Here is a 21,003-nt window from a genome sequence, read left to right as displayed (position 1 = left end):
CCCGAAGGCTAAGTACTCCTTACTGACCGATAGCGAACCAGTACCGTGAGGGAAAGGTGAAAAGCACCCCGACGAGGGGAGTGAAACAGTACCTGAAACCGAACGCCTACAATCAGTTGGAGGGCCCTTGCGGCCTGACAGCGTACCTTTTGTATAATGGGTCATCGACTTGGTCTCACAAGCAAGCTTAAGCCGTTAGGTGTAGGCGCAGCGAAAGCGAGTCTTAATAGGGCGAATGAGTTTGTGGGATCAGACCCGAAACCGAGTGATCTAGGCATGACCAGGATGAAGGTACGGTAACACGTACTGGAGGTCCGAACCCACACCTGTTGAAAAAGGTCGGGATGAGTTGTGCCTAGGGGTGAAAGGCCAATCAAACTCGGAGATAGCTGGTTCTCCGCGAAATCTATTTAGGTAGAGCGTCGTCCGAATACCCTCGGGGGTAGAGCACTGGATGGGTAATGGGGTCCCACAGACTTACTGATCCTAACCAAACTCCGAATACCGAGGAGTACTAGACGGCAGACACACTGCGGATGCTAACGTCCGTAGTGAAGAGGGAAACAACCCTGACCTCCAGCTAAGGCCCCTAATTCATGGCTAAGTGGGAAAGCAGGTGGGACGACCAAAACAACCAGGAGGTTGGCTTAGAAGCAGCCATCCTTTAAAGATAGCGTAACAGCTCACTGGTCTAATTTAGTTGTCCTGCGGCGAAGATGTAACGGGGCTCAAGCCATGAGCCGAAGCTGAGGATGCACATAGTGCATGGTAGCGGAGCGTAGTGTGACATAGGTCCATGCGTCCTTGCCTTCTTTCGGGAAGGATTGGACGCAAGGAGCTTTCTGTGAAGCCGGGGCGTGAGCCATCCGGTGGAGAGATCACTAGTGAGAATGATGACATGAGTAGCGACAAAGGGAGTGAGAGACTCCCTCGCCGAAAGTCCAAGGGTTCCTGCTTAAAGCTAATCTGAGCAGGGTAAGCCGACCCCTAAGGCGAGGCCGAAAGGCGTAGTCGATGGGAATCAGGTTAATATTCCTGAGCCAGTAGGATGTGACGGATCTCGAAGGTTGTTCCTCCTTATCGGATTGGAGGGGCCGCTTAGAGGTTCCTGGAAATAGCCCTACATGAGATCGTACCCTAAACCGACACAGGTGGACTGGTAGAGAATACCAAGGCGCTTGAGAGAACGATGTTGAAGGAACTCGGCAAAATACCTCCGTAAGTTCGCGAGAAGGAGGCCCGGTATGTACGCAAGTGCGTGCCGGGGGCACAAACCAGGGGGTGGCGACTGTTTACTAAAAACACAGGGCTCTGCGAAGTCGTAAGACGACGTATAGGGTCTGACGCCTGCCCGGTGCCTGAAGGTTAAAAGGAGGGGTGCAAGCTCTGAATTGAAGCCCAGGTAAACGGCGGCCGTAACTATAACGGTCCTAAGGTAGCGAAATTCCTTGTCGGGTAAGTTCCGACCTGCACGAATGGCGTAACGACTTCCCCGCTGTCTCCAACATCGACTCAGCGAAATTGAATTGCCTGTCAAGATGCAGGCTTCCCGCGGTTAGACGGAAAGACCCCGTGCACCTTTACTACAGCTTCACACTGGCATTAGGCCGAACATGTGCAGGATAGGTGGTGGGCTTTGAAGCAGGGACGCTAGTCCCTGTGGAGCCTCCCTTGAGATACCACCCTTGTTCTGCTTGATGTCTAACCGCGCACCGTTATCCGGTGCCGGGACCCTGTGTGGCGGGTAGTTTGACTGGGGCGGTCGCCTCCTAAAGCGTAACGGAGGCGCGCGAAGGTTGGCTCAGAGCGGTCGGAAATCGCTCGTTGAGTGCAATGGCAGAAGCCAGCCTGACTGCGAGACTGACAAGTCGAGCAGAGACGAAAGTCGGCCATAGTGATCCGGTGGTCCCAAGTGGGAGGGCCATCGCTCAACGGATAAAAGGTACGCCGGGGATAACAGGCTGATACTGCCCAAGAGTCCATATCGACGGCAGTGTTTGGCACCTCGATGTCGGCTCATCTCATCCTGGGGCTGGAGCAGGTCCCAAGGGTACGGCTGTTCGCCGTTTAAAGAGGTACGTGAGCTGGGTTTAGAACGTCGTGAGACAGTTCGGTCCCTATCTGCCGTGGGTGTAGGATACTTGAGAAGAGTTGCCCCTAGTACGAGAGGACCGGGGTGAACGAACCACTGGTGGACCAGTTGTCGTGCCAACGGCAGTGCTGGGTAGCTATGTTCGGACAGGATAACCGCTGAAGGCATCTAAGCGGGAAGCCCCCTTCAAAACAAGGTATCCCTGAGGGCCGTGGTAGACCACCACGTCGATAGGCTGGAGATGTAAGTGCAGCAATGCATTCAGTTGACCAGTACTAATTGCCCGATAGGCTTGATTTGATCCAGTAGAAGTCAGACTTCTGCGATTAATCAAAAGCATACACAACATAACAGTGTATCAGTACAATACGGACATCATTGATATCTCTCTGCTTTTTCCTCGGTCTGGTGGTCATAGCGCGAGCAAAACACCTGGTCCCATCCCGAACCCAGCCGTTAAGTGCCGTAGCGCTGATGGTACTGCGTCTTAAGACGTGGGAGAGTAAGTCGCCGCCAGACCTAGAAAAAAGCAATTACGATGTCAGAATACACAAAACCCCGGAGCAGAAATGCTCCGGGGTTTTGTCGTTCCTAATACACACCAAAAACACCCAAGACAGCGCCACAAATCCTCACGTCGGTATCCCGTCGGTATCAGAACGGTATCCCGTCAGTCCTAAATCACAAACACAACAGCGAAGGGGGACGCGGGCGGAGAGAATGGCGCGCCAGTATTAATCCACTGAAAATCTGCTCCTGCTACAAATGAGAAGGCAGTAATGAGTGTGACGATGGACGACAGCATCAAACGTTGGACTGCGAAGCGGAGGACAGCCCAGGTGATCGCGATCATTCAGGGCGAGACAACGGTGGCCGAAGCGGGCCAATCCGTTCGACATCCACGACCACTACGACAAGCATCTGAATGATCTGCAGGAGGCCTATGGCGAGGCGATGCTTGAATTGCGCGACCGAAAAAAGCTGCAGGCCCTCATGGTGAGGCCCTGAGCGGCCATTGGTTCGAGGCCAGGGCCGAACAACGGTCCAGCGGGTCTTCCAGTTCAAGGGCTGGCAGGTTCGCCAGAGCGCCGTGGGTATGGGCCCCGGATCCAGGCCGTCCCTTCCGTCGCCACGGCAACGAACCGACGCCTCCTCGCGGCAGATTTGCTTTGCAAATCGCCTGCCGGGCAACGGGTTACTGACCCGGCACGCGACTGAGCCTGCAAGGATGGCTGGGCCTCGCTGGCGTCCGTCGGGAAAACGATCCGGAGGATCATTTTCTTGTCCTCCTCACTGATCGACGGCCACAGCCGCCACCTTCCAGCCTGGCATCCGTCGCGCTCGGGCAATGAGCATCATCGCAAGCGGGTGCGCTTGTCCTCGACCGCCGAATTGGTGAATGCGCAGGAGCAGGCACAGGCTGGACAGATTGCGGAGGCGCTGGTGAAGACCGAATTGGTGATCCTGGATATACTCGGCTGGCTGCCGTTCAGCGCCTCGGGCGGTGCGCTGCTGTTCCACCTTCACTGCCACCGCTTCGAGAGCATCCAGCAAGCGAGCCGAGGCATCAGCGACTGGGTCAGCGTCTACAAAAACCGCCGCTTTCATCAGGCGCTTGCCATGCTCACCCATGCCGCCAGCATTCAGGTGAGCGGCTTGAACTCAGCAGATGCAGATGGGGCGATACAGCAGCGGCAAACAGGCCCACGGTGGCAGCAACCCCATGACAAACCCACACGGCTGCGATAACAAGCCTGAGACACTATGGAGCATCAGTATGGATGGCACTTTCGCGGTTCTATTTCTCATCGCAGGTTTGACCGATATGGGCGTCAATCACTGCCCGGAACAGGGGTGCCTTGCGCCTGAGTCGAGCGAGAGCCGACTGGCTCTCAGCTTTGGCGATGTGATGTATCAGGAGGACAAGATCGATCGCGAGCTCTATCTGCGCTTTGATGCGCCGGTCAGCTACGGACCGTTCCAGCCCGCGTTCGGCGCGTCGCTGTCTGGCGATGGTACGGCCTGGATTGGCGGCGGGGCAACCTGGACGACAAATTTTGATCGCGCCTACATGCAGTTGCACCTGATGCCGGGCGTTTACGCACGCGGCGACGGACCGGATCTGGGCAGCACGGTCGAGTTCCGCTCGGGCGTCGAGATCGGCTTTGAGGCGCGCAATGGCATTCGCTACGGCCTGTCCTATGACCACCGCTCAAACGCGGATCTGTCGTCGGTCAATCCGGGGCTGGAGACTATTCAGCTGCGGGTTTCTTTCCCGCTGAACATCCGCTGACAGAACTCTGATAGGCGGGCCTCGGGGGTGCGGGGCCCGCTATCGAGCGATCACTGGTGGTGACGCTTGATGTCACCCACGTCCAGAACGGGCGAGGCGTCCAGTTCATGCGCATCAAGCATGGCGGCGACCTTTTCAAGTGAGGCGATCAGCTGGGCTTGCTCCCAGTCCTCCAGCGCCTCGAACTTGCGAACATAGCGCTGTTGCAGCGGGTCCGGAGCGTCGGCGAGGGTCTGAAGGCCCTTGTCGGTGACGACGATATTCATCTGTCGCCGATCAACCTGACTGCGTTCGCGCTTGAGAACACCCTGATTTTCCAGCTTGTCGAGCAGGGCGGTGACGGTGGCCTGGGTCACGCCCATCTGCACCGAGATCGCCTTGGGTGTGCTCATGCCTTTTTCGTCGATCAGTTGCAGTACCCGAAACTGCACCGGGCTGAGACCGGCGGCCTGTGCAAGTTCCTTACCGAAAAGCTCGGTTGCGCGCAGAATACGCCGCAATGCGATCAGGCTGATGTCCGTGCGATCCATGTCAAATTGTCCCAAACCAATGCCGGCGGCATCGTCGCATCGCTTGCGGTGAATGGCAATTCTTTGCATGGCGGAGTGATTTTGCTGTGTCATCCTAAGTAAAAAGGGCCATTTGAGTCAGGTTTTCAAGGGGTGTGGCACAAGTTTACCAATTTATTATGGGAAAAAGTGCTTAGCTTGGTTGAATTATACCGCGCGAGGGTTATTTTGAGTGTCGAAGCAATAAGAGTGCAGGACCCATGCTCGACGGAAGCGGAACTATACAATCGACCACACTTACACTGCGCAAGCCCACGCGCGAGGACGGCGAGGCCATCTGGCAGCTCATCCGCGCGTGCAAGCCGCTTGATGAGAACTCGATGTATTGCAACCTCGTGCAGTGCGACCATTTTGCGGACACATGCGTGATCGCCGAGACGCCGGAACAGGGCGTTGTCGGCTGGGTTTCGGGCCATATGGTGCCGAGCGACCCGGACACGATCTTTGTCTGGCAGGTTGCCGTGTCGCCCGACGCGCGCGGCATGGGGCTGGGCGGCAAGATGCTGTCCCACCTGATCAACCGGGAGCACACGAAACATGTGACCCGGATGCAGACCACCATCACGCTGGACAACGATGCCTCTTGGGCGTTGTTCAAGCGCTTTACAAGCCGCATGGGCGGTGAATTGACCCATGAGCCGCACTTCAAGCGGAACGACCATTTCGGCGGTCACCATGACACCGAACATATGGTCACGATCCAGTTGCGTGAGACGGGCGTGCGTAAAGCCGCCTGATCCGCTTCTGTGCGATCACCTCTGACCAAAATAGATATCAAGGAACCCTGTTATGCGGACTGACACATCAGCCGACCGAGCGATTTTTGAACGACGCGAATCCGAAGCACGCAGCTATTGCCGCAGCTTCGACACCGTCTTTACCTCTGCCAGCGGGTCGGAAATGACCGACACCAACGGCAAGACCTACATCGACTTCCTGGCCGGGTGTTCTTCGCTGAACTACGGCCACAACGACCCGGACATGAAAGCCGCGCTGATCGAACACATCAGCCGCGACGGCATTGCCCACGGTCTGGATATGTACACTGATGCCAAGGCCGCGTTCCTGACCGCGTTCGAGGAAAAGATCCTCAAGCCGCGCAACATGGACCACAAGGTGATGATGACCGGCCCGACCGGTACCAACGCCGTCGAGGCCGCGCTGAAGCTGGCCCGCAAGGTCACTGGGCGCACCAACGTGATCGCCTTCACCAATGGCTTCCACGGCATGACCATGGGCGCTCTGGCGGCGACCGGCAACTCGGGCAAGCGCGCGGGCGGCGGCATGCCCCTGCAAGGCGTGACCCGGATGCCCTACGAGGGTTCGCTGGGCGAAGGCGTTGATACTCTGGCGATCATCGAGGCGATGCTGGGCAACGACAGCTCGGGCATCGACGCGCCTGCGGCCTTCCTGCTGGAGCCCGTGCAGGGCGAGGGTGGTCTGAACGCCGCCAGCCCCGAATGGATGCGCGGCATTGCCCGTATCGCCAAGGAGCACGGCGCGCTGCTGATCGTCGATGACATTCAGGCGGGCACCGGGCGTACCGGCACCTTCTTCTCGTTCGAGGAGATGGGTATCGAGCCGGACATGATCCCGATGGCCAAGTCGCTGTCCGGCATGGGCCTGCCCTTTGCCGCGCTGCTGCTGAAGCCGGAGCTGGATATCTGGAAACCGGCCGAGCACAACGGCACCTTCCGGGGCAACACGCACGCCTTTGTCACCGCCCGTGTCGCGATCGAGAAATTCTGGAGCGACGATGCTTTCCAGAAAGAGATCGCCACCAAGTCCGCGATCCTGAGCGAGGCAATGCACGCGCTGGCCAAGCAGATCCCCGGTGCCAAGCTGAAAGGCCGCGGCATGATGCAGGGCGTCGATGTCGGCTCGGGTGAGCTGGCGGATGCGATCTGCGCGGAATGCTTCCGCAACGGTCTGATCATCGAGACATCGGGCGCTGACGATGAAGTCGTCAAAGTGCTCGCCGCTCTGACAACGCCTGTGGAAACTTTCCGCAATGGCCTTAAGATTCTGCTGGAGGCAGCCGCCTCGCAGAGCACAACCAAAATTGCTGCGGAGTAAAACTATGATTGTACGTGATTTCAACGAGATCGTTAAAAGCGAAAAAGACCGTGTGACCTCGGATGCCAAGTGGACCTCCGTCCGGATGCTGCTGGCGAACGACAACATGGGCTTTTCGTTCCACATCACCTTCCTGGAAGCGGGTTCGGAGCATACGTTCCACTACAAGAACCACTTCGAGAGCGTTTATTGCATGCAGGGCACCGGCCGGATCACTGACCTTGCCACCGGCGAGACGCATGAGATCAAGCCGGGCGTCATGTATGCCCTCGACCAGCACGACAAGCACACTGTCGTTGCGGACGAAGAGCTGGTCATGGCCTGCTGCTTTAACCCTCCGGTGACCGGCACTGAAGTGCACCGTGAAGACGGATCCTACGCGCCGGCGGAAGAACTGGCCTGAGGTTGGATGGGCCGACAGAGATGTCGGCCTTTCGCCTTTTGACCGCAAAAACACAGGAGCCCGGCCAGAAGCGTCGGGAAACCAGACAGTGACATTTTCCAGACATACCGTTGAAAAAATTGGCGGCACCTCGATGAGCAAGGTGCACGAACTGCGTGACAGCCTGCTGATCGGTGACCGCACCGGGGCCGACCTTTATGGCCGCATCTTTGTGGTGTCCGCATTTGGCGGCATCACCAACCTGCTGCTTGAGCACAAGAAATCGGGGACACCGGGCGTTTACGGCCTGTTTTCCAACGATGACAACGCCCATGGCTGGCTGGATGCGCTGACGCAGGTGGCCGACGGGATGCGCGACGCGCACAACACCGTGCTGGAGCATCCTGCCGATGTCGTGGCCGCCGATGAGTTCGTGCGCGAACGCATCGAGGGCGCGCGCTCCTGCCTGTTCGATCTGCAGCGTTTGTGCTCATACGGGCATTTCCGCCTGTCCGATCACATGATGGATATCCGTGAGCTGCTGTCGGGCCTGGGCGAGAGCCATTCCGCCTTTGTCACCACGCGGATGCTGCAACGTGCGGGCGTCAATGCTCGTTACGTCGACCTCAGCGGCTGGCGTGACGAGAGCGTGCTGAACCTTCAGGAACGCATCGCGCGGGCGCTGGACGGGGTGGATCTGGAAACGGAACTGCCCATCGTCACCGGCTACGCCCAGTGCACTGAAGGTCTGATGCGCGAGTTTGATCGTGGCTATTCCGAGGTGACCTTCTCCAATATCGCGGCCTACACGGGCGCGGCAGAGGCGATCATCCACAAGGAATTCCACCTGTCCTCGGCCGATCCGAATCTGGTCGGCGCGGAGGCTGTGCGCAAGCTGGGACACACGAATTACGACGTGGCCGACCAGCTGTCGAACATGGGGATGGAGGCGATCCACCCGAAAGCCGCCAAGACCCTGCGCAAGGCGGGTATTCCGCTGCGCGTCGCCAATGCGTTCGAGCCGAAAGACCCCGGCACCCTGATTGATGATGCCGAAGCCGAGGCACCCTCGGTCGAGATCGTCACCGGCTTGGGTGTCGCCGCGCTGGAAGTGTTCGAGCAGGATATGGTCGGCGTGAAGGGCTATGATCACGCCATTCTTGAGGTGCTGACCCGCCATAAGGTGCGCATCGTCTCCAAGGCGACGAATGCCAATACGATCACGCACTACCTCGATGCGCCGCTGAAGGCGATCCGCCGGGTGGAGCGGGACGTGCAGCAGGCCTTCCCGAATGCCCGCATCAAGATCAACCGCATGGCGCTGGTATCGGTCATTGGCCGCGATCTGGCTGGTCTGAACGTAACAGAGCACGGGTTGACCGCATTGCGCGACGGCGGCGTCAAGACGCTGGCCGTGCAGCACTTACCGGGCAGTGTCGATGTGCAATACATGGTTGCGCAGGATCAGGAAGATGAAGCCATCCGCCTGCTGCACAAGCAGTTTGTCGAGACGGAAAATGCGCAGCTGAAAGCCGCCTGAGCCTGAACCTTCGACGCGCTGAAATGAAAGCCGCCCGCCCTTCCTGACCGAGGGGCGGGCGGTTTCGTTTTGTCCGCAGTGTGATGTCGGGAGCCTATGCCTGTGCCGACGCGCTGAGGCGCATCGGGCTGCTGGCCTGTTCGACGGTGTCCGAGATCGTACCAAGGATATAGGCGGGCTCTCCCTGCCCGCCCTTGAGGACAGCCCCCTTGGCGCAGACTGCACGGGACGTGTCACCCGCCCAGATCACCTGCGCTTCGACGCTGAACGATGTGCCGAAGGCGATGGCGTCAGCGAAAGCGGCGCGCAGGTGCTCCTGATCCTCGGGCGCGAAGATCTCGTAGATGTCCTCCAGCGTTGACGGCAGCTCTTTCGGGGCCGGCATTCCCTGCAGAGGTGTCGGGCCAGACGCCCAGCTGAACGTGTCCGCCTGAATGTCATAGCGCCAGTGGCTCAGTCCGGTGATGTTGTTGATCAGCTGCGCGACCTCCTTGACCGAGGCGATTTCACGGTCAAAGACGGATATCGTCAGACCGGAGAGGTCGGACTTGGCGTTGCTGTAGGGCGCGAGAGAGAGACGGTAGTTGTCGCTCAGCGTGTCGATCATGATCTCCTGCGTCTGGCGGTGGTTGAGCACCTCGGCAGACGGGCGGCTGAGGTTGGGAAAGCCTTCGGGGATCGCCAGTTGCGACAGGTGCAGCCCGGTCGAGGGGATTTCGTCGATGCTGAAGAACTTGCGCGCGAGGTCGGAGGCACGCCGCACCATCAGCGCCGGATCGACGGCAAGGATGATGAAGGGGCTGTCCTTGAGAATGGCGTCCAGATCGGCCAGCACGGCCTGAAGTTCGGCCGAGTTGATCTGCAGCTCTTCGTTGACGGTGATCAGCTCTTCGTTGGCGGATTGCATTTCCTCGTTGGAGGTCTCCAACTCCTCGTTGGTGGCCTGAAGCTCCTCGTTGGTGGATTGCATCTCCTCGTTGACCGATTGCAGTTCCTCGTTGGTGGTCTGCAATTCCTCGACCGTCTGTTGCAGGGCATCCTGGGTCGAGCGCATGTCGGCTTCCATGCGTTCGATATAGGCCCGGTCGGCGCCGTCGAGCTTGGCACTTTCCATCACGCGGGCGTCTTCGGTTTTGGTGTGAATCGCGATCAGGCAATTGTCCTGCGCCCCCGAGGCCCCCGAGATTGGAAAGCACTGAAAGCGCACGCGGTTGCTGTCAGCCTGCTGGAATTCATGCCAGCGGCTGGAGCGCTGGCGGTTGCTCTTGAGGGAAATCGCCATGAGGCTGATCACCTCGTCACGCAGGGTCTTGCGCAGCAATCGCGTGGTCATGGCGAGGGGGTTATGCTCGCTGATCTCGATATAGGGAGAGATATCGCCGATGATGCGCAGGATGTCCCCGTTTTTGGTGGCCATGAAGCCGTTTGGCGCCACCGCCTTGACCAGAGAATCGAACATCGCATCGGCGGACTTGTCGCGTTCCAGCCGGACCCCGGCGTCGGCCGTCTCAGCGAATTTCGGGCGGCGCGAGGTCGAGGAAAGGTCAGGATAGCGGTAGTTCGTCACCCGCGAGCTGCGGCGTTTGCTGAAGATCTTCTCGGCCCCGGCGCGCACTTCGAAATGCGCCTCCATCGCGCCGACGGATTCGGAGGTGCCAAAGAACAGCATCCCGTCGGGCGCGAGGGCATAGTGGATGCGATAGAGGACGCGTTCCTGCAGCGGGGCCTCGAAATAGATCAGCAGGTTGCGGATGCTGACGAGGTCGAGGTTGATGAACGGAGGGTCCTGAAAGATGTTGTGGCGTGAAAACAGGGTCACGTCGCGCAATTCACGCGCCACGCGCAGCTCGTTCCCGGTGATGTCGAAATAACGCGCCAGCAGATGCGTGGGGATGTCCTGAGCCGCCGAGATCGGATAGACGCCGCGCCGCGCCACGTCGAGCGCGCGTTCGTCGATATCGGTGGCAAAGATCTGCAGCTGGCTTTTCTTCAGCGCCTTCGGCCCGCCGAGCGCCTCGGCAAAGAGGATGGCGATGGAATAGGCTTCCTCGCCGGTGGCGCAACCGGCCACCCAGACGCGCAGCTGGCGTTTGCCATCGCTCTCGGTCAGCGCCTCGATCTGGGCTTTGAGCTGGTCGAACTGGCGGGGATCGCGAAAGAAGCGCGTCACCGAAATCAGCAGATCCTTGTAGAGCGCATCCACCTCGGCCTGAGAGGTGCGGCAATGGTCGACGTAGTCGGTGTAGCTGTCGATGCTGAGCGCGTTCATACGCCGCGCGATGCGACGGTTGACGGTGTTTTCCTTGTAGCCGCGGAAATCGACGCCGGTGCGCGCCAGCAGGATCTGCAACAGGTCTGACAGGCGCGTCGGGCTTTGGGTGATCGATTTGAGATCGTCAAAATTGCGCGGCTGCAACAGGATGCGTTCGAATTGCTGGCCGATGCGTTCGGGGGTCAGGCTGAGGTCGATGCAGCCCGTGGCAATCGCCGAGGAGGGCATGCCGTCATATTTGGCCGAGTCGACCTCCTGCGCGATGGTGATACCGCCCGCTTCCCGGATGGCCTGCACGCCGTAGCTGCCGTCGCTGCCGGTGCCTGACAACACGATTCCGACCGAATTCTCACCGCATTCGGCGGCGAGGCTCTGGAACAGGCGGTCGGCAGAGGGCTTTGGCGTGGCGGGATGGCCGAAGGGTTCGACCAGCGTCAGTGCGCCGTCCTTCATGATCACATCGGAATTGGGCGGCGTGACGTAGATCGTCGTCGCCTCGGGGATCACGGACTCCTGCAGCTCGATCACCGGCAGCTTGGTGCCGCGCGAGATCAGAGAGGTCAGCAGGCTTTTGTGGGTCGGCGACATGTGCTGGGCGATGACGTAGCTGGCATGCACGCTGGCTTCGAGGTTTTGCACCAGCAGGGAAACGGCCTCAAGCCCGCCAGCGGAGGCGGCAATTCCCACCATGCGCAGGGGAGGTGTTTCCGTCTCAGCGGTTTTCGACGTTTCTTGGCTATCTTTGGTCACTGCGCACCTTCCGCTTGCCTACAGTTTGCGGCCAAAATCCCTAGAGGATGACTTTAATCACGTTCAAGCACGCTTCTCAGTCCAGCACGGCCAATTGTGTTGCGTGTAGGAATAATATCGCCTCTCGCGCAGGTTGATACAAATATCCTGACGCAAATGCGATTAATGAAGTGTTAACCGTTATTGCGAAATGCTTGTCCCCAGAACGGGACGAGGCCTTGGAGACAGACGTGACGGCACAGACGGACAGCTATAAATTCGCCGCCTATCTTGGATTGGATGAAGAGACCAACCAATGGCACCTCCGCTCGATCGACATTTCTGAGGGCGGGATTCTGCACACGATCACCTATCCCGATCTGCCGCTGTTGCGATCCGTTCTGATCGACAGCCTCTGCGATGATATCCTGTCGCAGCTGTCAGAGATGAATCGCAGCGGCGAGATGATATCCAAGTCCGATTATGTGCTGGAGGTGGCGGGCGCGCAGTTTCAAAAGCTGCGGGTTCACACCAATTTCAGCATCGCCCGTGGCGTCGAGGCGAGCTTTTGGTTCGCGTCCTTTACCGGCCAGCCCCTGCTGGCGCTGCGGCAATATGCCGAGGATCTTGCCACGCAGATCGCCCCGGACCAGCTCACGGAAGTGGCGGTGCAGGCGATTGACCGCGTTGTGCTGCCGGCGCTGAATGTGGTGGCGGCGGTGCGCAGCGGACTGCGCACGCCAGACACGATCGGCGCCTTCGAGGATCATACCGGCCGCCTTGTGCAGGAGGCCGATACGCTGATCAAATACGCCGAACTGGTGAAATGGCTGCTGGTGAGCGCGGAGACGGCTGATATCAGTCAGGTCCTTCTCGGTCAGGTCGCGCCCGCGGAGCAGCGGGCCGTCAGCGCCTTTTAAGCCCCGCAGGCGGCCATTTTCTGCCCGATATCCCGGATCAGCTCAGGGTAGAGGGCCGCGCCGGGGGCAAATTCGGTGCCCAGAGGGTCGATGACCGCCAGTTTGATACCAGACCCGGCGAAGACCGTATCGACCAGCCCGGAGTTGAACTGAGGCTCGGCAAAGATGCAGTGGACGTGCTGCGCGGCGACGAGGTCCCGGATCCCGGCCATGCGCGCGGCGCTCGGCGCGCGGGCATCGCTCTCGGAGATCGCCCCGGTGGCGGGTACGTCAAAGCGGTGCTCGAAGTACTGATACGCATCGTGGAACGTGACGAAGCGCACATCGGCAACCTTGGCAAATTCGGCGGTGATTTCGCCGGTCAGGGCGGTCAGCTCGGCTTCGGCCTGAACCGCATTGGCGGCATAGATGGTGGCGTTGTCCGGGTCTGCCTGCGCGAGCGTTGTGGCGATCAGGCGCGTCCAGACGATGGCATTTTCCGGGTCCAGCCAGATATGGGGATCCTGACCTTCATGGGTATGGCCGTGGGCCTCGGCGTGCTCTGCTTCATGGTCATGGTCATGGTCATGGTCGTGATCTGCGTCGCCAAAGGCCAGATCGGTGCGGAAGGGCAGCACCAAGGTGCCCTCAGTCGCCATCAGCTCAACCGCCTTGGCGTTGGAGGCGAGGGAGGCGAGCGGCTTTTCGAGCCAGGGCGTCAGGGCCTCGCCCACCCAGAAGACCAGATCTGCCTGCTGCAGGGACCGCGCCTCGGAGGGTTTCATCGCGTGTTCATGCGGCGAGGCGCCGGGGGGCAGGATGACGCCCGGCTCGCCCACGCCCTGCATGACGCGCGCAACGATGGACTGAACCGGTGCGATGTCGGTCATGACGTGAGGCACCTCGGCCAGAGCGGGGCTTGCGGCGATCAAAGCGAGGGCCGAGGTCAGCAGGGCAGTTCGAAACATGCCAGTCTCCAATGTGATAGTATAACGTTCTGAGCGGCTTGATAGGGCGGATAATATAACATATCAAGGGTGAAATTTCACGAGCAGGAGCAACGCTGATGGACAGTCCGGGATTCGAAAGTCACGATCATACCGCCTGCATTCGCGATGGCGTTGCTTCGGTTGATGCCTTTTGCCGCTCTGAGGGGCTGCAGTTCACGCCGGTCCGCCGTCGCGTGCTGGAGATCTTGCTGCAGGGGCACCGCGCGCTCGGGGCCTATGACATCCTTGATATTCTGCGGCAGGAGGGGCTGGGCTCGCAGCCGCCGGTTGCCTACAGGGCGTTGGATTTTCTGGTGAAACACGGCTTTGCCCACAAGATCGAACGGCTGAACGCCTTCGTCGCCTGCGCCCATCCGGGCGAGAGCCATTCGCCAGCCTTCCTGATCTGCCGCAAGTGCGACAAGGTGGCTGAGGCCGAGGCAGATCCGGCGCGCGGCATGCTCGGTCAATCGGCGGAGCGCGCGGGCTTTCAGATCGAACGCGCGGTGGTCGAGGCCGAGGGGCTGTGCCCGAACTGCCATGAGGGTGCCTCTGCATGAACCTTGTTGAGCTGACGCGCGCCACGGTCCGCCTTGGCGGCCAGACCGTGCTGGAAAACGTCGATCTGTCGGTCCGGGCCGCCGAGATTCTGACTATCGTGGGCCCGAACGGGTCGGGAAAATCGACCTTGCTGCGCACCATCATCGGCGCGGTGAAGCCGAGCGCAGGCCAAGTGGTACGCAAGCCGGGGCTGCGGATCGGCTACGTGCCGCAGAAACTACATATTGATCCGACGCTGCCGCTGACGGTGCGCCGGTTCCTCAGCCTGCCGGAGCATGTCAGTGACACTGCCGCGGCCGAGGCGCTGGACCACGCCGGGGCCGAGTGTCTGTCACGCCAGCAGATGGCGAGCCTGTCCGGCGGTCAGTTCCAGCGGGTATTGCTGGCGCGCGCCTTGCTCAGCAAACCGGACCTGCTGATCCTGGACGAGGCGACACAGGGGCTGGATCAGCCCGGCTCTGCCGCGTTTTACCGCCAGATCGAGACGGTACGCCGGGAGCTGGGCTGCGCGGTGCTGATGGTCAGCCATGAGCTGCACGTCGTCATGGCGGCGTCGGACCGGGTGATCTGCCTGAACGGACATGTCTGCTGCGAAGGCGCGCCCGAGCATGTGGCGAGCGCGCCGGAGTACCGCGCCCTGTTCGGCACGGGGACGCAGGGCGCGCTGGCGCTCTACCGGCACGAACACAATCACAGCCATGACCACGAACATGCCCATGATCATGGGCATTCGCACGACAAGGACCGCGCTGCATCATGATGTTTCTGGATGATTTTCTGATCCGCGCGGCGCTCGCCGGTCTTGGCGTGGCCATCGCGGCGGCACCTCTGGGGTGCCTCGTCGTGTGGCGGCGCATGGCCTATTTCGGAGACGCGACGGCCCACGCGGCGATCCTTGGGGTGGCGCTGGCGCTGACCTTTCAGACGTCGGTTTTCGCAGGGGTTCTGGCGGTGTCTCTGGCGATGGCCGCGGCGATATCGGGGCTGTCGGGGCGCGGCTATGCGATGGACACGCTGCTGGGGGTCCTGGCACATTCGGCGATCGCCTTCGGGCTGGTCGCGGTGTCGTTCCTGTCGGGGGTGCGCATCGATCTGATGGCCTATCTGTTCGGCGACATCCTTGCCGTCAGCAAGGGCGATCTCGGGGTGATCTGGGGCGGCGCGGTGTTGGTGCTGCTGCTGATCCGCTGGCGCTGGTCAGCGCTGCTGACCACGACGCTGAACCCCGATCTGGCCTATGCTGCAGGGCTCGACCCCAAACGCGAACAGCTGGTGCTGACGGTGGCACTGGCGCTGGTGGTGGCGGTGGCCATCAAGGTAATCGGGGCGCTGCTGATCGCGGCGATGCTGATCATCCCGGCGGCAGCCGCGCGTCCCTTTGCCTCGACGCCTGAGCGTATGGCATTGATTGCAGGGGGAATTGGCGCAATTTCGGTGATCGGTGGCTTGCAGGCCTCGTTCCATTTCGACACGCCGACCGGGCCGTCCATCGTCTGTGTCGCTGCGGTTCTGTTCGTTGCGGCCAGCCTGTCGGATGTGGTGCGGCGGCGTCTGGGGCGGCGCTGATCAGGGGGCGAAATAGGCCGCAGCGGTCGGCACGCGCTCATACTCAAGGTGAAAATCGTCGAGCTGTGGCGGGGTGATCCCGGCGCTTTGCAGCTGCACATGCGCCTGTCCACGGTGGTGGATCTGGTGCTGGAACAGATGCAGCAACAGCGCTTCGACCGTCTCGTGGAATGCCCCCTTGCTGCGCTTGGTCACCCGGGTCTGCCCAAGCGTTTCAGCGCTGAGGTCGGCACAGAACTGGATCAGCCGCAGGTCTGTTGCGGCCTGTGCGGCTCCGAGGTCAGTGGCTGTTTCGGGCGGGCTCTGGTCAAAGATTGCCAGCCCGATGCCGCCGCCCTGAAGCGCGTCGAGGTAGTAAAGATCAACCTCGTAAATATGCTGCATCGTGGCCTGCAGGGAGGGGAAGAACCCCGGACGCTCCGCCTCGAAAGCGGCTTGCTCCAAGGCAGATATCGCGGCATGCAGCGTCGCATTCGCCCAGGCGTTGTTCTTCGCCATCAGCTGATATGGCCTTGAAAGTTCGCTCATTCTTTCGCTCTCACTCAGAAGTTCACCTCAACGCCCGGCAGTTTCAGCGCGCGGATCAGATCACGCAGTTCCTGACGCGCGGCGATATTGGAGATGTTGAGGCTGGTGACCCCGGTATCCTTGAGGTCCAGCAGGGTCAGCCCCCGGGGAAACAGCTCGCGGAAGATCACCCGCTCATTGAAGCCGGGGGCGACGCGAAAGCCGATGCGACGAGCCAGCGTTTCAATCGCGGTCTCCATTTTGCGTTTGTTGACCATGGCTTGCGCGCCGAGGCGGTTGCGCAGCACCACCCAGTCGATCGGTGTCAGCCCAGCACGCGCCCGCAGCTGGCGCGCCGACCAGACCATCTCGGAATAGACGGACGGGCCGAGGATCTTTTCCCCCTCGCCATCAATCCGGGCCAGCAGGTCGAAGTCGATGAAGCTGTCATTGAGCGGCGTGATCAGCGTATCGGCCATGGAATGCGCCACCTGACTGAGGCGCGTGTGTGACCCAGGGCAATCGATCAGGATGAAATCTGCAATCGGCTCAAGCTCGGCGCGGGCTTCGGCCAGACGGCGGTCCATGATGTTTTCACCGGGGGCAAGCTGATCCGGGGCAATCTCGGGCAGCTCATGAAAGCTGGGGGAGGGCAGGTTGAGGTTTTCGTGTTCCATCGTGGCCACGCGGTTGCTGACGTAGCGCGCGAAGGTGCGTTGCCGCAGGTCGAGGTCGAGGCAGGCCACACGATGCCCCATCCGTGCGAGGGCCGTGGCGACATGCATCGAGACTGTGGATTTACCCGCGCCGCCCTTTTCGTTTCCGACCACAATGATATGCGCCACTTTTGCTCTCCAAAGGATGAATTGCGCTCCGCCACGCCGAGATTGGCACACTATATGTTGGGGTCTGTCATCGGAAAAGCGCCGCGCTGCTGACAGCTGGCTTCTGTGTCCGCAGGGTGACGCAACGGGGCCGAAAGGCCCGAAAACACTGTCGGTATCGCGTCGGTATCCGGGCGGTAAGTGCACCGCGGTTCAGCGGTGCACCGGCCTGTGAGGGACTGGCGCGCGATCAGCCTTCGATCGATTGGCCGAAAATCGCAATGGCCAGGCCCAGAGCGGCAAGGGCGATCCAGGCGAAGCGCCGCGCGCCGGACGCATGGCGCGCCGCGATCCCGGCCTGCGCAGCATAATAAAGCGCAAAGGCCCGTGAGGCGTAGGAGATGATCTCAAACACATCTGCGGTCCAGGTCAGGGCGATCCCGATCAGGCAGAGCACGGCATACCCCTGCTTTGCGGTGAGCCGCCGCTTGGAGAGCTCAACCAGCAGACCGCCGGAGCCACCGGTATCGGCGACGGCGGCACTGAACTGCGCCGCAAGGGCCGCCAGGATCAGCAGCCCCGGCAGGATCGGCGAGACGTCCTTCATCATGTCGATGATCGCGGTCTCGCTCAGCTCGCCCTCGGGCACATGGTGGGCGAAGACCAGCAGCACGACGTAGACGACATAGATCAGGGTCGAGACAATCTGGGCCAGTCGCATCGACGAAATCCGCGTCTTGGCGTCATAGCTGTTGCCAAGGTAGCGCGAGGTCTCGAAGCCCTGAACGGTGACGAGCAGTCCGAAGGCCAGCGTGATGGCGGGCCAGCCGCCGGTGTGCAGCTCGGGGACGAACAGCTCTCCCGCGCTGCCAGCGTCATAGAAGAACCACGCCAGCCCGACGATCAGGCCGGTGATGATCGCCAGTTTGATCGTGACCGTCAGATATTCGGCGCGCTCCAGCATGGTGAAGCCGCGCCCGTATCCGAGGAACAGCACGAGAAGGAACATCGCCGTGGTGACGATGCGGGCGGCAAATTGGCTCTGCCAGGGCGAAACCTGCACGGCGAAGGCACCAAACAGGTTCAGATAGTAGGCAACGGAGATGACGTAGGCCAGCGCCAGCATGGCAGAGGCGACCATCTCATACCCCGAGCGGTCATCATTATCATCGCCGATGCGCTTGATATTTTCGCGGATCGCCGACCCGAAGGCCCAGGCGCCGAGGCAGAGCAGCGCCATGACCACTGGCGCCCAGGCGCCGTAGCCCTCGGCCAGGATCGGCCCGAGGACAAGGAAGCCGGAGCCGATGATCGAGGCCAGCGGCGTGACCATTGCCCGCCAAACGGGGCGGTTGCGCAGAAACGGCAGGAAAAGCACCGCGCCGGACACTACGCAGGCGGCGAGGATCGCGATAGAGAGGATGTTGAACATGGGGTCCTGCGGATTGGGGTTCTGTCCGAGGTAGAGCGAAGCCCCCCGGAGGGCAAGACAATGGTTGGCGCGGTTTTTCAACAAAGCTGCGCAAGCGGCAAGCGGCAAGCGGTCGCGGATGCAGGGCTCACAAGCGCATGTCGGAGATGCTCGTCGAAGAGGTCGCCCAGCAAGTCACGGCCGCCCCTCCTCCCCAACGAAAAACGCCGCCCCGAAAGGGAGCGGCGTTTCTGTCTGTCCGGAAAGGGGTGATCCTGAGATCAGAAGCCCAGACCAGCGTATTTGTTCTTGAACTTCGACACGCGGCCGCCGGCATCCATGAGACGCGAGGAGCCACCGGTCCAGGCCGGGTGCACGGTCGGGTCGATGTCGAGCGACATCTGATCGCCCTCTTTGCCCCAGGTCGAGCGCATCTTCAGGATCGTGCCGTCGGTCATCTTGACGTCGATCATGTGGTATTCGGGATGGATATCCGCTTTCATGACGTCTCTCCTTATGCCTTGGCTTGGGGTTTGTAGTTGGTGACTTCTGCGATACGTGCGGATTTGCCGCGACGCGAGCGCAGGTAGTACAGCTTGGCGCGACGGACACGGCCGCGACGCACAACTTCGATGGTCTCGATGTTGGTCGAGTGCAGCGGGAACACACGTTCCACGCCTTCACCGAAGGAAATCTTGCGGACCGTGAATGACCCGGCAATGCCAGAGCCATTCTTGCGGCTGATGCAGACGCCTTCATAGTTCTGCACACGCGAACGGGTGCCCTCGGTCACTTTGAAGCCGACGCGAATGGTGTCACCGGCTTTGAAATCGGGGATGGTTTTCCCCAGCGCAGCAATCTGCTCCGCTTCGATCTGTGCGATCAGGTTCATCGCGTTCTCCTATATGCTCACGGTTGGTCCGCGAAGGTCATTTGCGCCTCAGAGCTCCGCGTCTTCATCGGGTCCCGCCAGTCATGACATCGGTCATGGGGCAGCCCGCCGGAGGATCAGGTCAACATTCTCTTGTCTGACTGTCGTCTCGCCCGCCCGAGGCGAAGAAGCTCTCAGGCATTGGCCAAAACAAACAGGTCCGGCTGGCCGATTCCGGCCCCGGACGCGCGGGTCATAGGCCATTTCGCCCAATCCCACAAGCCCGCACAGCCATCTCACCCTCAGGAACTGCCAGTGGCAGGTATCTTTCCTCACCTTGCGGGAAATACTTTCGGGGGTGAATGGGCCAGAGGCCCAGAGGGGGCAGACAGCCCCCTTGCCACGTGCGCCGCAAACCTGCGCCTCTGGCCTATCTCCGCGTCGACAGCCAGAACAGTTGCGCCGCCGCCTGCCAGGGATTGTTCGGCAGTGCGATGTCGTGTCCGCGTTGCTCAAGCAGGCTCAGCAGCCTTTGCCCGGTCACAGCCTCTTCGCCGTAGCGCCTGAGGAATTCCGTCAGCCCATTGGCGTCGCGCACGCTGGCCACCGCATCGTCGAGCAAGCCGGCGCGCGCGGCCGACCACAGATCGGGGCGGCGGGCGCGGGTGATCGCCTCGCTCATCATCTGGCGCCACTTGGCGATCTCACCATGATGGCCCGACATCAGCACATCGGGGATCGCACGTTCGCGCCACTCGGCGGGCTTGGTGTATTGTGGATGTTCCAGCAAGCCGTTGGAAAAGCTCTCCTCCACGGCGGACTCGGCATTGCCAAGCACGCCGGGCAGCAGCCGCACCGTGGCGTCGATCATCGCCTGCGCCGCCAGCTCGCCACCGGTCATGACGAAATCCCCGAGGGAGACCTCCATCACATTGTACTGCTCCAGCACCCGTTCATCCAGGCCTTCGAAGCGGCCACAGATCAGGGTCATGCCGTCGGCGCGCGCCAGGTTGCGCGCCATCTGCTGGTCGAAGCGCCGCCCGCGTGGGCTGAGGTAGATCAGCGGCGCGCGCGCGCCATTCGAGTTGGCCAGCGCCTGATCGATCGCACTGCTCATCACATCGGCACGCAGCACCATGCCGGCGCCGCCGCCCGCAGGCGTGTCGTCGACATTGTTGTGCTTGCCGAGGCCATAGTCGCGCAGGTTGATGGTGGAGAGCTGCCAGAGCCCGTCGCGCAGTGCCTTGCCGGTCAGGCTCTCGCCAAGGACGCCGGGAAAGGCCTGCGGCAGCAGCGTGATCACCTGCGCCGACCAGACACCGGAGAGGCGGTTTTCCTCCATCAGGTCGCGCGGTTTGGCGCTGATCGTGATGCTCTTGCGGCCATGGGATTTCGACGTCATGGGCGGATCCTTTTCCTCTC

At 61.0% G+C, this 21,003-nt stretch carries 18 protein-coding genes, 2 rRNA genes and 1 pseudogene (1 of these 21 cut by a window edge); 12 read left to right on the top strand and 9 right to left on the bottom strand.

All coding sequences use genetic code 11. The features are described 5' to 3' along the window. The 4 genes from F3W81_RS13040 to F3W81_RS13025 form a co-directional block, all read left to right on the top strand. A 23S ribosomal RNA gene (locus F3W81_RS13040) occupies positions 1–2,392 on the top strand (it extends 439 nt beyond the left edge of the window). A 104-nt stretch (positions 2,393–2,496) separates the two neighbouring features. Further along, positions 2,497–2,611 (top strand): 5S ribosomal RNA (gene rrf, locus F3W81_RS13035). Between the two features lie 762 nt (positions 2,612–3,373). After that, on the top strand, positions 3,374–3,841 hold the full coding sequence (locus tag F3W81_RS20875) for an ATP-binding protein (protein WP_407692446.1): 468 nt from the start codon (positions 3,374–3,376) through the stop codon (positions 3,839–3,841). Between the two features lie 28 nt (positions 3,842–3,869). Beyond that, the gene (locus F3W81_RS13025; RefSeq protein ID WP_193079580.1) at positions 3,870–4,385 is read left to right on the top strand and encodes an acyloxyacyl hydrolase; all 516 of its coding nucleotides are present in this window, start codon (positions 3,870–3,872) and stop codon (positions 4,383–4,385) included. 50 nt (positions 4,386–4,435) lie between these two features. On the opposite strand, the gene F3W81_RS13020 is transcribed toward F3W81_RS13025, so the two are convergent. Beyond that, complete coding sequence (locus tag F3W81_RS13020; protein ID WP_193079579.1) at positions 4,436–4,915, bottom strand: MarR family winged helix-turn-helix transcriptional regulator; 480 nt, start codon at positions 4,913–4,915, stop codon at positions 4,436–4,438. Between the two features lie 239 nt (positions 4,916–5,154). Between F3W81_RS13020 and ectA the strand changes: the two genes are divergently transcribed. From ectA to F3W81_RS13000, 4 genes are all read left to right on the top strand, one after another. After that, entirely contained in the window at positions 5,155–5,691 is a 537-nt protein-coding gene (ectA, locus tag F3W81_RS13015) for a diaminobutyrate acetyltransferase (protein WP_193079578.1), read from the top strand. Between the two features lie 52 nt (positions 5,692–5,743). After that, a complete protein-coding gene (gene ectB / locus F3W81_RS13010; protein ID WP_193079577.1) occupies positions 5,744–7,030 on the top strand; it encodes a diaminobutyrate--2-oxoglutarate transaminase in 1,287 nt (428 codons plus the stop codon). A gap of 4 nt (positions 7,031–7,034) precedes the next feature. Continuing rightward, a complete protein-coding gene (locus F3W81_RS13005) occupies positions 7,035–7,433 on the top strand; it encodes an ectoine synthase (protein WP_193079576.1) in 399 nt (132 codons plus the stop codon). A gap of 133 nt (positions 7,434–7,566) precedes the next feature. After that, positions 7,567–8,952, top strand: a complete 1,386-nt coding sequence (locus tag F3W81_RS13000) for an aspartate kinase (protein ID WP_264298919.1) — start codon at positions 7,567–7,569, stop codon at positions 8,950–8,952. 94 nt (positions 8,953–9,046) lie between these two features. Here the strand turns inward: F3W81_RS13000 and F3W81_RS12995 are convergent, their stop codons facing one another. Continuing rightward, the gene (locus F3W81_RS12995) at positions 9,047–11,974 is read right to left on the bottom strand and encodes a CheR family methyltransferase (protein WP_193079574.1); all 2,928 of its coding nucleotides are present in this window, start codon (positions 11,972–11,974) and stop codon (positions 9,047–9,049) included. A 230-nt stretch (positions 11,975–12,204) separates the two neighbouring features. Here F3W81_RS12995 and F3W81_RS12990 point away from each other — a divergent pair, with 230 nt between their 5' ends. After that, a complete protein-coding gene (locus tag F3W81_RS12990; RefSeq protein ID WP_193079573.1) occupies positions 12,205–12,873 on the top strand; it encodes a hypothetical protein in 669 nt (222 codons plus the stop codon). Here the strand turns inward: F3W81_RS12990 and F3W81_RS12985 are convergent. Then, positions 12,870–13,820, bottom strand: coding sequence for a zinc ABC transporter substrate-binding protein (locus F3W81_RS12985; protein WP_193079572.1), 951 nt, complete (start codon positions 13,818–13,820; stop codon positions 12,870–12,872). The two genes, F3W81_RS12990 and F3W81_RS12985, sit on opposite strands and share 4 nt — an antisense overlap. Positions 13,821–13,918: 98 nt before the next feature. Here F3W81_RS12985 and F3W81_RS12980 point away from each other — a divergent pair, with 98 nt between their 5' ends. Genes F3W81_RS12980 through F3W81_RS12970 form a run of 3 tightly spaced genes read left to right on the top strand, consistent with a single transcriptional unit; the run spans position 13,919 to position 15,968 of the window. Then, positions 13,919–14,401, top strand: coding sequence for a transcriptional repressor (locus tag F3W81_RS12980; protein WP_193079571.1), 483 nt, complete (start codon positions 13,919–13,921; stop codon positions 14,399–14,401). Then, entirely contained in the window at positions 14,398–15,162 is a 765-nt protein-coding gene (locus tag F3W81_RS12975; RefSeq protein WP_193079570.1) for an ATP-binding cassette domain-containing protein, read from the top strand. Before F3W81_RS12980 ends, F3W81_RS12975 begins: the two co-directional genes overlap by 4 nt. Then, positions 15,159–15,968, top strand: a complete 810-nt coding sequence (locus F3W81_RS12970) for a metal ABC transporter permease (protein ID WP_193079569.1) — start codon at positions 15,159–15,161, stop codon at positions 15,966–15,968. The genes F3W81_RS12975 and F3W81_RS12970 overlap by 4 nt, the downstream gene beginning before the upstream one ends. Here the strand turns inward: F3W81_RS12970 and F3W81_RS12965 are convergent, their stop codons facing one another. The 6 genes and pseudogenes from F3W81_RS12965 to trmD form a co-directional block, all read right to left on the bottom strand. Further along, positions 15,969–16,496: a DinB family protein gene (locus F3W81_RS12965; RefSeq protein ID WP_193079568.1), complete on the bottom strand. Its 528-nt coding sequence runs from the start codon at positions 16,494–16,496 to the stop codon at positions 15,969–15,971. It lies immediately after the preceding gene. Between the two features lie 14 nt (positions 16,497–16,510). Next, positions 16,511–17,320, bottom strand: coding sequence for a division plane positioning ATPase MipZ (locus F3W81_RS12960; RefSeq protein WP_193079567.1), 810 nt, complete (start codon positions 17,318–17,320; stop codon positions 16,511–16,513). Between the two features lie 229 nt (positions 17,321–17,549). Next, positions 17,550–18,731, bottom strand: coding sequence for an APC family permease (locus tag F3W81_RS12955; protein ID WP_226941675.1), 1,182 nt, complete (start codon positions 18,729–18,731; stop codon positions 17,550–17,552). 260 nt (positions 18,732–18,991) lie between these two features. Then, on the bottom strand, positions 18,992–19,213 hold the full coding sequence (gene rpmE, locus F3W81_RS12950) for a 50S ribosomal protein L31 (protein WP_193079566.1): 222 nt from the start codon (positions 19,211–19,213) through the stop codon (positions 18,992–18,994). A gap of 11 nt (positions 19,214–19,224) precedes the next feature. Beyond that, complete coding sequence (gene rplS, locus F3W81_RS12945) at positions 19,225–19,602, bottom strand: 50S ribosomal protein L19 (protein WP_193079565.1); 378 nt, start codon at positions 19,600–19,602, stop codon at positions 19,225–19,227. A gap of 604 nt (positions 19,603–20,206) precedes the next feature. Continuing rightward, positions 20,207–20,983 (bottom strand): annotated as a pseudogene (trmD, locus tag F3W81_RS12940) (tRNA (guanosine(37)-N1)-methyltransferase TrmD); the annotation flags it as partial. Positions 20,984–21,003: the final 20 nt, after the last annotated feature.

Origin of the sequence: Pseudooceanicola spongiae, from assembly GCF_014899185.1 — a bacterium.
Lineage (GTDB): Bacteria > Pseudomonadota > Alphaproteobacteria > Rhodobacterales > Rhodobacteraceae > Pseudooceanicola > Pseudooceanicola spongiae.
The sequence above is the reverse complement of the archived record's forward strand: the minus strand, read 5'-3'. Positions and strand labels throughout refer to the sequence as shown.

Excerpts from the sequence above, each read along its gene's own strand:
- F3W81_RS13025 (WP_193079580.1), top strand. The coding sequence starts at position 3,870 with ATGGATGGCACTTTCGCGGTTCTATTTCTCATCGCAGGTTTGACCGAT.
- F3W81_RS13020 (WP_193079579.1), bottom strand. The coding sequence starts at position 4,915 with ATGGATCGCACGGACATCAGCCTGATCGCATTGCGGCGTATTCTGCGC.
- ectA (WP_193079578.1), top strand. The coding sequence starts at position 5,155 with ATGCTCGACGGAAGCGGAACTATACAATCGACCACACTTACACTGCGC.
- ectB (WP_193079577.1), top strand. The coding sequence starts at position 5,744 with ATGCGGACTGACACATCAGCCGACCGAGCGATTTTTGAACGACGCGAA.
- F3W81_RS13005 (WP_193079576.1), top strand. The coding sequence starts at position 7,035 with ATGATTGTACGTGATTTCAACGAGATCGTTAAAAGCGAAAAAGACCGT.
- F3W81_RS13000 (WP_264298919.1), top strand. The coding sequence starts at position 7,567 with ATGAGCAAGGTGCACGAACTGCGTGACAGCCTGCTGATCGGTGACCGC.
- F3W81_RS12985 (WP_193079572.1), bottom strand. The coding sequence starts at position 13,820 with ATGTTTCGAACTGCCCTGCTGACCTCGGCCCTCGCTTTGATCGCCGCA.
- F3W81_RS12980 (WP_193079571.1), top strand. The coding sequence starts at position 13,919 with ATGGACAGTCCGGGATTCGAAAGTCACGATCATACCGCCTGCATTCGC.
- F3W81_RS12975 (WP_193079570.1), top strand. The coding sequence starts at position 14,398 with ATGAACCTTGTTGAGCTGACGCGCGCCACGGTCCGCCTTGGCGGCCAG.
- F3W81_RS12970 (WP_193079569.1), top strand. The coding sequence starts at position 15,159 with ATGATGTTTCTGGATGATTTTCTGATCCGCGCGGCGCTCGCCGGTCTT.
- F3W81_RS12965 (WP_193079568.1), bottom strand. The coding sequence starts at position 16,496 with ATGAGCGAACTTTCAAGGCCATATCAGCTGATGGCGAAGAACAACGCC.
- F3W81_RS12955 (WP_226941675.1), bottom strand. The coding sequence starts at position 18,731 with ATGTTCAACATCCTCTCTATCGCGATCCTCGCCGCCTGCGTAGTGTCC.
- rpmE (WP_193079566.1), bottom strand. The coding sequence starts at position 19,213 with ATGAAAGCGGATATCCATCCCGAATACCACATGATCGACGTCAAGATG.
- rplS (WP_193079565.1), bottom strand. The coding sequence starts at position 19,602 with ATGAACCTGATCGCACAGATCGAAGCGGAGCAGATTGCTGCGCTGGGG.